We start from the raw sequence: 11,953 nt of genomic DNA, 5'->3' as shown, positions 1-11,953 counted from the left end.
GTCGTTAATAAAAAATTAGCGGACTAATTATCGGAAAGAGAATAAAGAAAGGCGGTTGCTACAATAGCAACCGCCTTTCTTTATTCTTATACAATCCGCTTTGCGGTCTTGTGCTCCGCAGTTTAAGCCTCCGGTTCAGGTGTAATTAACTTATAACCTTTCCCGTGGATATTGATGATTTCAATAGAAGGATCTTCTTTCAGATGCTTACGTANNTCCATACTACGTGCATTGAAATAGTTATCATCAATCCAGATAGTCTTCAAGGCAAAATCGCGCTGCAAAATCTCATTAGCGTGCGCACAAAGCAACCCCAGCAGTTCAGACTCTTTAGTAGTCAGCTTCGTCTGCTTGTCAGACGTCGATAAAATCTGTTTCTGAGTATCGAAAGTAAACATACCAATCTTATAGACATTGCTCTCTTTGTTCTTCTTTCCACGTACACGTCTCAAGATAGCTTCAATTCTGAAAGTCAGTTCTTCCATACTGAACGGCTTGGTGATATAATCATCCGCACCAATCTTAAAGCCTTCCAAAATATCTTCTTTCAGAGTTTTCGCAGTCAGGAAGATAATAGGAATATCAGCATTCACCGCACGTACTTCCTGAGCCAGGGTAAAACCGTCTTTTTTCGGCATCATCACATCAAATACACCCAAGTCATACTTGTTCTTCAGAAAGGCTTTGTATCCGGCTTCACCATCAGGATACAACTCGGCTGAATAGCCTTTCGCCTGCAAATATTCTCTTAAAAGCATGCCAAGATTTTCATCATCTTCGCACAATAAAATACGCAATTTTTCGTCCATATCATTAATTTTTAAGTAAAGGTAATGCTATAATAAATTTAGTTCCAACATTCGGTTCACTCTCTGCCCGAATAGTTCCCTTATGATCGGTAATTATCTTCTTTACATAAGAAAGACCAAGACCGAAGCCTTTTACATCGTGCAGATTACCTGTATGCACGCGATAGAACTTCTCAAATATCTTTTTCAAATTCTCTTTCTTAATACCTATACCGTTATCTTGAATAGAAATCATCAGTCTACCAGGCTCATTCCAAGTCTTCACCTTTAATTTCAGGTCAACATCCGGTTTCTTATACTTCATTGCATTATCCATCAGATTGAAGATAACATTTGTAATGTGCATTTCATCTGCAAAGATAACCGGGTCTGTCGCACTCAATTCCGAAACGATATTACCATTGTAACGTTCTACTTTCAAGGCGAATGTATTGATAACACCGCCAATCAACTCGTTGGTGTCCAGTTCTTTCATCTTTAGCGTCGCTCCCCGTTGACGGTCGAACATTGACATCTGAAGCACCTTCTCTACCTGGAATCTCAACCGTTTCGTTTCATCGTTAATGACTGTCGATATATGCTGGAACATTGCGGGAGACTTGCCCACCGTAGGATCTTTCAGCATTTGCGCCGCCAACGAAATTGTCGAAATCGGTGTCTTAAACTCATGCGTCATGTTGTTGATAAAATCATTTTTCATCTCTGTCAGCTTCTTCTGACGGAACACGATATAAATCGTGAATATAAATGTTATCAACAGCACGAAGGTAAATATCATCGATGGTATCATAAAACTGATCGAGTCGAAGATATAATCCCTTTTACCCGGGAAATGTATCTTCACCATACTCATACGGGCAGGCGGATCGTTCAAAAACAAAGGTTGGGTATATGAATTCTCACTTCCTTCGTCACTGTAATCCGAACAACGATATACCTCTCGCCCATCCCGGTCTACTACCTTAAAGTGATACCCCAAATTAATACCATTATCTATCAACCCCATCTTGACGTACTGGTCCAGGTTCTTAAAGTTGATACGCTCCTCGATTGGCTTATCACTCGCCCGGTAAACCATTTGCCAGGCAACCTCATCCAACAAAGCCCGTTGGTATATATAACGGGTCTTAATCAAATCTACCTGCGAACGTGCAGTCTGAGGAATTGTCTTGGTGCCATGCTTACGCGAAATCATTGCTCGCGGCAATCCTGACGGATTATTTATTATCGTCTGCAGTTCCATACTCGAATATTTGGAACGATCAGGCGATGTCGCTGTAATCCGTTGTATTTGCACCATTTCTTTTCCCTGCGCACTCTGTTCCCAGGCTCTCTTTTCCGCCTCGGAGATGTCTTCACGCAACCAGCGATTAACTTCTGCAGACTCCACATCTTTGGAAGCTGCCATCAAGCCACGCTTCACCGATTCATCAAACTGCTCATTACGCATCTTCACCATCTGCTCTATGTAACTGATTTGCAGATACAACAAGCTGATGAAGGACAATCCCATAACGGCACCTAATATCCATATAGTTGACTTCTTCATAGATACAAAATTAACACTCCCTAATTAACACTCCTAACGAATTAACCTGATTTAACCGACAGTTCTCGTAAATTAACCGAAAGGCATTTTTAAGTTGTATTATGAGTATTATAACAAACAGGAATGTCTTTAGTTTGCAAATTTAATAAAAAATTAAATATTCACATTTACATTTGCTTATCTTCTTAATCACTGCTAATAAAAAACCGTTATCCCCTGTTTTGAGGGGGTAACGGTTTTTATAAATTATATGCTATCCGCAATAATACTTCTCTTAATCTTCCGTTTGTTTGGCTTCAAATTCTTTAACCAGCTTGTCTTGTACATCACTCGGAACAAGTTCATAGCTGGCAAACTTCATAATAAACGAAGCGCGTCCTCCTGTTAAGGAGCTTAAAGCTGTGGAATAAGATGACATTTCCTTCAAAGGCACTTTAGCACTCAGCTTTTCATAACCGGCTTCACTGCTCATACCCATAATCATGGCTCGGCGTCCCTGCAAGTCACCCATTACATCACCCATTCTATCCGACGGAACAAATACTTCCACGTCATAAATAGGTTCAAGAATCTTGGGACCTGCATTCTTAAATGCTTCGCTGAAGGCATTACGCCCTGCAAGCATAAAGGAGATTTCGTTGGAGTCCACCGGGTGCATCTTACCATCATAAACAATCACTCGTACGTCACGGGCATACGAACCGGTCAACGGCCCTTGTTCCATGCGAGACATAATACCTTTCAGGATAGCCGGCAAGAAACGCGCGTCAATGGAACCACCCACGATACTGTTGATAAATACCAGTTTACCGCCCCATTCCAATGGAACTTCGTCGGTGCCTTTCACGTTAATCTTAAATTCCTGGGCACCGAATTTATAGGTATCGGGCATCGGCATTCCTTCGTAGTAGGGTTCTACAATCAAGTGCACTTCACCAAACTGTCCTGCACCACCTGATTGTTTCTTATGGCGATAATCTGCACGAGCTGCTTTTGTAATCGTTTCACGATAAGGGATTTTCGGCTCTTCATACTTAATTTGCAGTTTCTCATTATTCTCCATACGCCATTTCAATGTACGCAGGTGGAATTCGCCCTGCCCATGAACTATTGTTTGGCGCAATTCTTTAGATTGCTCAACCACCCATGTCGGGTCTTCTTCGCGCATACGATTCAAGATAGCCATCATCTTCTCCGTATCAGCCTCATTGACGGGCTTAATGGCGCGAGAGTATTTGGAGTTCGGATATTTAATGAAGTTGAAACGGTTTTCAGTACCCTTTCCATTCAGAGTATTACCGGTATGCACGTCTTTCAGTTTTACGGTGCAACCGATATCGCCGGCTACCATTTCTTCTACTTTAATACGGTTGGCGCCCGCACAAGCATATATCTGGGCAATACGTTCTTTTGAACCACGGTCGGCATTCGTAAAGTCTTCTCCTTCGTGCACTTTACCGCTCATCACCTTGAAGTATTGTACATCACCGATATGCGGTTCAACGGCAGTCTTAAAGAAATAAAGAGAAGTAGGAGCATTCGATTCGGGCAACACAACTTCACCACGGGTGTTATGGACAGGAGGCATTTCATCTACAAACGGAACTACATTGCTCAGGAACTCCATCAGACGGCGCACACCCATATCTTTTCCAGCACACACGCAGAATACAGGGAACATGCCACGCGAAGCCAAGCCTTTACGGATACCTTCACGCATTTCATCTTCCGTCAGCGACTCTTGTTCAAAGAATTTCTCCATCAACATTTCGTCGTGTTCGGCAGCGGCTTCTACCAATGCCTTATGCATTTCGGTAGCCTTTTCCATCTCCTCAGCGGGAACCTCTTCAATGGTAGGTGCGCCACCTTCCGGCCCCCACGAATATTTTTTCATCAGAAGCACATCAATCAACGAATTGAAGTTCGGTCCGGTATTCAACGGATATTGCACGGGAATTACCTTCGAACCATAAGCTGTTCTCAACTGCTCCAGTACCATTTCATAGTCACACTTTTCATGATCGAGCTGGTTCACCAGGAAAATCACCGGTTTGCCCAACTTCTCCGTATAACGGAAGTGGTTCTGTGTACCAACTTCAGGACCATATTGTCCGTTCAGAAGCAATATTGCAGTGTCAGTTACATTGAGAGCCGTCATGGCTGCTCCCACAAAGTCATCACTTCCCGGGCAGTCTATGATATTCAGTTTTTTGCCGTTCCACTCCACATGGAAAACGGTGGAAAACACAGAATAGCCATATTCTTGCTCCACCGGAAAATAATCGCTGACTGTGTTCTTGGCAGTAATCCTACCACGACGTTTTATAATACCACTCTCATAGAGCAGCGCTTCTGTGAGAGTGGTTTTACCCGAGCCATCATTGCCAAGCAGGGCAATGTTCTTAATTTCATTCGTCTGATATACTTTCATGATGTATAAGATTTAAAATGAATAACTCAGTATGTCTTCGCATACCATTAATTAAAGTGAGGCGCAAATTATGAATTAATTGAAAGATGAGCAATTAATCGAAAGTGTTACTAAACAGTGTTGTGCAACATATTATAGGTAACAATAAGATTATCTTAAGTTTACGCCCATAATTATCAGTTCCAATATACAATGAAAACACTTCATCCACTATCACATTATCCATTGATTGTGGAAAGTGATACCACAAATAGTTGTGATACATTTCAACTTTTTGCATCGGTTATTTGTTTCATAACTCAAAAGAATGAATCACTATAAATAGATTTTAATATTGAAAATTATGATATTGAGAAAACGAATGCTTTTAATGGTGCTTTATTTAGTACCTAATTTAGTACTGTTCCCGGTCTTTGCTCAGGCTCCGACCGATACTTGGCAACAGACAGCTACGCAAGAGCCTGTAGGCACTCTTCCCAAGCTTCCTGTTTTCGCTGTCAAGACCAATCTGCTGTATGATGCGACCACCACCTTTAGCCTTGGGGTTGAGTTCCGCCTGTCCAAAAGATTATCGCTGGACTTACCCGTGAATTACAATCCGTGGACTTTCTCCAATGCCAGGAAGATTAAGCACATACTGGTACAACCCGAGTTACGCTACTGGATATATGAACCCTTCAACGGTCATTTCCTGGGCGCTCACGGCCTCTGGTCGCTTTTCAATGTCGGTAACCTCTCGCTGCCGCCGGCTGTGGAGGAGATGATGGGTTACGGCGATTTGAAGAACTACCGCTACGAGGGTAATCTCTACGGCATAGGTATTTCTTATGGTTATCACTGGATGCTCTCCAACCGTTTCTCGCTCGAAGCGACTTTGGGGTTGGGGTATGTCTACCTTGATTATGACCGTTTCAAATGCAACAAGTGCGGCGCGAAGCTGGGGCACGAAACGAAAAACTATTTCGGCCCTACCAAAGTCGGACTTTCACTTATATACATGATTAAATAGCTTTGACTATGAACAGATTCATCATAACATGCGTATTGGCAGCCATATTTGCGTTGCCTGTCCGCGCCCAGTATATCGGAACGATTCGTTTGTACGACAGTTCGGTTCGTGTGGAGGAAGACTCCGTCCGGGTAAGTTTTAAGATACACATCGACCGTGAAGGAGCCGCATGGTTCTCGGGAATACTCCTGACTCCGGCTCTTACCGGCGGAAAGGTGGGAACTCCTGAGGCTAAGATTGTTGCTCTTCCTGACATCATGGTTCAGGGTAAGAACAAGTACAAGGCTACCGAACGTGGCATACGCCTGCTCGGCGAGAAAGGCCGTATGGATTTCCAACGTCCCGAAAAGACAATCCGGGTGGTGAAAGATACCGAAACACAGGTTGATTACAATTACGCTGTCCCCTACGAGACGTGGATGGACTCTGCCGGTTTGAGCCTCTACGAGGAGATTATCAACTTCCGGAATGAGCGTCAACTTCTGGTTCTGTCGATAGGTGACAAAGTGGAATTGCCTGCAACGGAAACGGCTCCTGCAACGGAAACGGCTCCCCGGACAGATGTTGCTTCGCAGGTAAAGGTTGCTCCACCGGCGGAATCGGTGCAAACGCCTGCAGAGCCTGTTGCTGTTCATCATAAACGCATCTTAGAGGGTGAGGCATTCATCGAATTCCCCGTAGGACGTACTGAAATACATCCCGAGTTATTCCACAATTCCGAGGAGTTGGCAAATCTTCGCCAAGTGCTTAGCTCTATTCAGAATTCCCCCAACATTACCATTGAAAGTCTCATAATCAACAGTTTTTCCTCTGTCGAAGGTAGCTATGACAAGAACGAACGGCTTTCTTACGGTCGCTCCATGGCTCTTAAGAATTACATCATGGACAATTTCTCTTTGACGCTCAGTCCGAGCCAGTGGTCTGTTTCGTGGGAAGCTGAGGATTGGGACGGGTTAGCCAAACTGGTGGAGAAAAGTAATATTAATGGTAAGGACGAGATACTCCATATTATTAGTACCGTACCTATTTTCGGGGGCCGGGAAGCTCAACTGATGCGCCTCAAAGGAGGAGCGCCATACCGTATCATGCTTCGGGATATGTTTCCGCAGTTACGGCGCGTGCAATATCGCATTGAATATACAGTAAAAGAATAATCAGACTGTGAAGGTTGCTGATGAATAATACAGTCTTAAACCGCATTATTTATATTGTAGTTAAAGTAGTTATCACTTCGTTAGTAGTTAAGTAGTTAAAGCCGATACTCCGTGAATCATATAACATTGTATCGGCTTTAACTCCTAAGCCAACTTGTTGGGTGATAACTCCTCTAACTCCTGAAGCATGAATTATTCAGGCTAAACCGCAGGACATCCTTGCCTACATTATTCATAGTGTAAGTACTTCGTAATAATTATTTTTACGATAAATGATAATTTAGCGAAGAATGGATATGCGGACGACACGGATTAAACGGACGAACGCGGATTTTTTCTTAAATAATAATTTAGCGGTATGCGGATTAACAAGAGTATCTCTGTCAGCGAAGCTAATAGAGATAGTCCGCGTTCGTCCGCTTATTCCGTGTCGTCCGCGTACCCATTTCCACCTAAATTCTCATTTATGACAAGACACTTATGAATAATGCAGGCTTGAATAAAGAAAGCTCTTCTTTATTTCGGAACTCCGGGGTGGGTTTTGGGAGAAATGAATCCCTCCGTACTACTACGGAAGCAAGAACCGAGCTTCGGGCAGCCCTCGCAACTACTTTTCCTTCTCCTGATACTCGGAAGGCAGCACCCCGAACTCTTCCTTAAAGTACTTCCTGAAGTACTTCGGATTACTGAAGCCCGTTTGATAAGCTATCTCCGATACCGTTTGCTGACTTTCGCGCAGGTATTGCGCCGCGCGCTTGAGGCGGATGATGCGAATAAACTCAATCGGTGTTTTCCCGGTAATGGAAAGCATCTTCTTGTAGAAATGCACGCGGCTTACCCCCAGCTCGCTACTAAGCTCTTTCACCGAAAGATCGCTCCGGCCGATGTTTTCTTCTACGTACCGGATGGCTTTGTTTATCAGCTTCTCGTCCAGCGAGGTGATGGTTATTTCGCTGGGGTTAATCTCCATTTGCGGGTTGAAACTTTCCTGCCGCTTCTGCCGCAGTTGCAACAGCTTGCGGATGCGCAGGGCGAGTATATCGAAGTCGAAGGGTTTGGTGATGTAGTCATCCGCCCCGCTCTCCAAGCCTTCCAGCTTCTGCTCTTTGGCCGAACGGGCGGTGAGCAAAATCAGCGGGATGTGCGAGGTGCGGATGTCCGTCTTCACCCGCCGGCACAGTTCGTTGCCGTCCATTTGGGGCATCATCACATCGCTCACGATGACATCGGGTTGCAGCTCAGGAATCATCTCCCACGCCTTTGTGCCATCAACTGCAACTTCTACTGCGTACTCCGATCTTAAACAGTCGCGCATAAAAATACGGAAGTCCTCGTTATCGTCGACAACCAGAATGACAGGCAATCCGCTTTCTATCTCCTCCGCATCGTTGTCTGCAAAATCGTCTGCCGAAGGAGGCATCACTACTACTGGTTCCGCCTGCTCCGGTTTGGTTTCGGTGGTCTGCTCTGGCACGGTCTGGGCACGAACCACCGGAATCATCACAATAAACACGCTTCCTTTGCTTACATTGTCGACCACGGTAATCGTTCCGCCGTGCAGCGAAACAAATTCCTTAGCCAGATGCAGGCCGATGCCGCTTCCGCCTGTTTTCTGTCCTTCCTTTTGCCGCACCTGGTAAAAGCGCTCAAACACAAGTTCTTTATCCTCGTCTCTGATGCCGATGCCTGTATCCGATATTCTAATTTCGAGCAGCTCCGCCCGGTCGTCCGATGCCGGCAGCAAATCCAGCGATACATCCACTCTTCCGCCCTCGGACGTAAATTTGAACGCATTGGACAGCAGATTCATGATAATCTTGCCCAACTTATCTTCATCGAACACCATCCACAATTCTTTGACGGTCGAGAAGAAGATCAGGCGCACATTCTTCTTCTCCGAATATTCGGTGAAGGAGTTGCTCACGTTGTGGATATAATCGACGATATCTCCCTGCGTCGGATTAAACTGATGCCCTCTGACGTCGCTCTTGCGGAAGTCGAGCAGCTGGTTAACCATGCTTAGCAGCCTCATAGCATTGCGATGCACCATTTCCAGTCTGTTCTTCTGCTCCCGGTCAACTGTTTGTTTGATTGCCTTTTCGAGCGGAGATATAATCAGCGTGAGCGGCGTGCGCAGTTCGTGGCTGATGTTGGTGAAGAAACGCAGCTTCATGTCGTCAATCTCGTGCTTCTGCTGGGCTTCCTGCTCTATCTGCACCAGTTTATATTTATGCCGTTCGTTGCGCAGTATCTGCCGGCGTGCCAGCAAGAGGATGCCTACCGCTAAAAGAAAATACAGGATATAGGCGATGGGCGATGCCCAGAATGGCGGGGCAATGACGATTCGGAGTTCGGAAATCTCGTGGTTGCTGAAACCGTCGCTGTTGGTAGCCTTCACTTTGAGGGTGTACCTTCCGGGTGCCAGATTGGTGTACGTCAGTTTGTTTGCATCGGCAACCATCCAGTCCGTATTGAACCCCTCGAGCATATACATGAACTGGGTTTTCTCGGGCAGGATATAGTTCATGCCCGAGAAAGAAACCGAGAATACATTCTGGCTATGCTTCAGCTTGATTTCTTCCGTGTAGCTCAGCGCGCGGGTCAGGATGCGGTTTCCCTGGTACACGCTGTCTATCTTCACCTCTTCGTTGAACAATAGTAGCTCGGTGAATTCAACTTTGGGTGTGATGCTGTTGTACTTCAGTCCTTCGGGGTCGAAATAACTCAGCCCGCGTATGCCCCCGCCCACAATCTCTCCCCGTGTTGTTTTGAATAGCGCGCGCGTGTTGAATTGCTGCCCTTGCAAGCCATCGAGATCGCTGTAGCGATGGTGAGTGTAAGTATACATCCCCGTAGTCGGGTCTACATTCACTATGATGTTGGATATGCTGCTGCTGCTGGTTACCCACATGTTTTTGTTGTTATCTTCTACAATTGCCTGGATGATTTCGTTGCCCAGGCCGGGGCTGCTGACCGGGATGATGATTTCGTCGTTCTTGCGGTCGTAGATGTTCAGCCCTTCGACGGTGGCCACCCAGAGCAGGCCGCGGCTGTCTTCGTACACATCATTCACGTTTTGGTGCGAGAATCTTTGCGTGCCCTTCTTGTTACCGTTCCATCTCTCGAACGTTTTGGCGGATGGCGAGTACACGTTTATGCCGTTTGCAGTGGCCATGTATATGTTTCCGTCACGGCCTACGATTATCGACACAACGTAATCGTTCGCGAATTCCCCGGGAGGGTTCGGATAGCGGGTGAAGCGTCCGGTGCGCGGGTCTAATCCCTGCAAGCCGCTGCCCAGTGTGCCTATCCAGATGTACCCGTCTTTGCCCTCGGCCAATGCCCATACATTGTCGTTGACCAGTGAGTTGGGGTTGCCCGGCTCGTGCCTGTAGCGGGTAAAGGTGCGTCCGTCGAATACGTTAAGCCCGTTCTGATAGGCTCCCGCCCATGTTTTCCCGTCGGTGGTTTTCAGCAGGCTCACAATTACGTCGCCCGAGATCGAATTGGCGTCGGAAGTATGCCGGTATATCTCCCGCCGGGCGGTACGACAGTCGATGAAGATCAGCCCATTGCTGGTTCCCGCCCAAATGTTTCCGCTGCGGTCTTCGTCAATCATGTTTACGTCCGAGGTGAAGTTCCTGATGTGATTGAACTCGTAAAGGTGGTCGGTGCGGAACTTAAATATGCTTTCGTTGTAGTACGATATTCCTCTTTTGTGGTAGCCCACCCATACGCCGCCGCTTTCGTCGCAGTACAAGCAGTTTACGCTGTTTTGCAGGATGCTGCATTCGTCGAAGATATCGTTCTGTAGATACTTTATGGTTCCTGCTGTTCTGTTGATGATGTTGATGCCGCCGTGGTCGATAGCTATCCATAGCTGGTTTGCGGCATCCTTCATCACGTTCCTCACGTGGTTTCCGGAGAGTACAAAAGGCGAGTCTTTGCGCGTGCTGAGGTGCTGCCAGCGGCCATCGGCGGTGTGGTAAAGCCATACGCCTCCATCGCCGTAAATCCAGTAATCGCCATCGGCATCTACCAGCATTCCGTATTTCCACGATATGCCGTCCCATGCATCAGACAGGTACCAGTTGCGGTGTGTGATTTCTTTAGTGGCGCGGCTCACCCGCTCGAAGTAGCCATTGGAGTAGAGCAGTATCGTATGGCTTTCATCTTCGGCGATGGCGGTTACGCCGGCACCCTGCGCCCTTAGGTTTTCATCTATGGGATAGAAGTAGAGCTTCTGCTCTGTGCGGTGATAGTAGTGGGTTCCGTTGTATCCGTAGGTCCAGATGTTTTTCTCCTTATCTATATACATCAGGTAGGTAGGATCCGGAATTCCGTAGCGCTCTTTCAACAGGGAATCCGCGGGGTGAAAGATTTCTTTTCGGGCATCGTACCACACATATCTCAAGTGCCTGGTGCGTACCCACAGCGAACCGTCGGCATCTTCTTGCACATCATCTACCGAGTTTTCGGGCAGGGAGTACGGGTCTTTGCTGTTGTGGGCAAATACCTTGAAGGAATATCCGTCGTAGCGGTTAAGCCCGTAGTCGGTAGAGAACCACATAAAGCCTTGCGAATCTTTGGTGATATAGTTGACCTGACTGTTGGATAGCCCGTTGTCTACTCCCAGGTGTTTGAACGGGATTTCGTTGCTGCCCCACAGGAACAGAATGAAACAAGGGCTGAGTAATAACAGAACTGTGCGTTTCATAGGATTGGTTGTATATGATTAAGTGATGCAAATATCGCAAAAAAAACGTTTTATCAACACAAGCGAGTGGTAATAATGAAGGGGATTAACATTAGCATCCTTGTTTGGCAACATTAGCACCCCAAAGGGTGTGATAGAAGATATTGGTGTTCAGAAAGTAGCAAATACACTCATAAATCCCGTGGGACGGTTTCGTTCGTCTCACGGGACGGATTTTTTTGTCTCGTGAGACGGATTCATTCATCCCACGAGATGAAATTCTTCGTCTCACGAGATGAAATTTC

The 11,953-nt window shown here is 46.2% G+C and carries 6 protein-coding genes; 2 read left to right on the top strand and 4 right to left on the bottom strand.

The window, feature by feature from the left end; genetic code table 11:
- Positions 1-122: 122 nt before the first annotated feature.
- From B2Z67_RS15650 to B2Z67_RS15640, 3 genes are all read right to left on the bottom strand, one after another.
- Positions 123-809 carry a response regulator transcription factor gene (locus B2Z67_RS15650; protein ID WP_291530775.1) on the bottom strand — a complete coding sequence of 229 codons (687 nt, stop codon included), beginning with the start codon at positions 807-809 and terminating at the stop codon, positions 123-125.
- A 4-nt stretch (positions 810-813) separates the two neighbouring features.
- Entirely contained in the window at positions 814-2,358 is a 1,545-nt protein-coding gene (locus B2Z67_RS15645; RefSeq protein WP_291530774.1) for a sensor histidine kinase, read from the bottom strand.
- Between the two features lie 274 nt (positions 2,359-2,632).
- The gene (locus B2Z67_RS15640; RefSeq protein WP_291530773.1) at positions 2,633-4,789 is read right to left on the bottom strand and encodes an elongation factor G; all 2,157 of its coding nucleotides are present in this window, start codon (positions 4,787-4,789) and stop codon (positions 2,633-2,635) included.
- A 343-nt stretch (positions 4,790-5,132) separates the two neighbouring features.
- Here B2Z67_RS15640 and B2Z67_RS15635 point away from each other — a divergent pair, with 343 nt between their 5' ends.
- Together B2Z67_RS15635 and B2Z67_RS15630 are read left to right on the top strand one after the other, a co-directional pair.
- Positions 5,133-5,798: a DUF3575 domain-containing protein gene (locus B2Z67_RS15635; protein ID WP_291530772.1), complete on the top strand. Its 666-nt coding sequence runs from the start codon at positions 5,133-5,135 to the stop codon at positions 5,796-5,798.
- 74 nt (positions 5,799-5,872) lie between these two features.
- On the top strand, positions 5,873-6,952 hold the full coding sequence (locus B2Z67_RS15630) for a hypothetical protein (RefSeq protein ID WP_414630823.1): 1,080 nt from the start codon (positions 5,873-5,875) through the stop codon (positions 6,950-6,952).
- Between the two features lie 607 nt (positions 6,953-7,559).
- On the opposite strand, the gene B2Z67_RS15625 is transcribed toward B2Z67_RS15630, so the two are convergent.
- The gene (locus B2Z67_RS15625; protein ID WP_291530770.1) at positions 7,560-11,669 is read right to left on the bottom strand and encodes a hybrid sensor histidine kinase/response regulator transcription factor; all 4,110 of its coding nucleotides are present in this window, start codon (positions 11,667-11,669) and stop codon (positions 7,560-7,562) included.
- Positions 11,670-11,953 lie beyond the last annotated feature (284 nt).

The organism is Bacteroides sp. UBA939 (assembly GCF_002293435.1).
Lineage (GTDB): Bacteria > Bacteroidota > Bacteroidia > Bacteroidales > Bacteroidaceae > Bacteroides.
This window is presented reverse-complemented; position numbering and strand designations above follow the sequence as displayed.

Coding starts and splice junctions, on each gene's coding strand:
- B2Z67_RS15625 (WP_291530770.1), bottom strand. CDS start 11,669: ATGAAACGCACAGTTCTGTTATTACTCAGCCCTTGTTTCATTCTGTTC.
- B2Z67_RS15640 (WP_291530773.1), bottom strand. CDS start 4,789: ATGAAAGTATATCAGACGAATGAAATTAAGAACATTGCCCTGCTTGGC.
- B2Z67_RS15635 (WP_291530772.1), top strand. CDS start 5,133: ATGATATTGAGAAAACGAATGCTTTTAATGGTGCTTTATTTAGTACCT.
- B2Z67_RS15645 (WP_291530774.1), bottom strand. CDS start 2,358: ATGAAGAAGTCAACTATATGGATATTAGGTGCCGTTATGGGATTGTCC.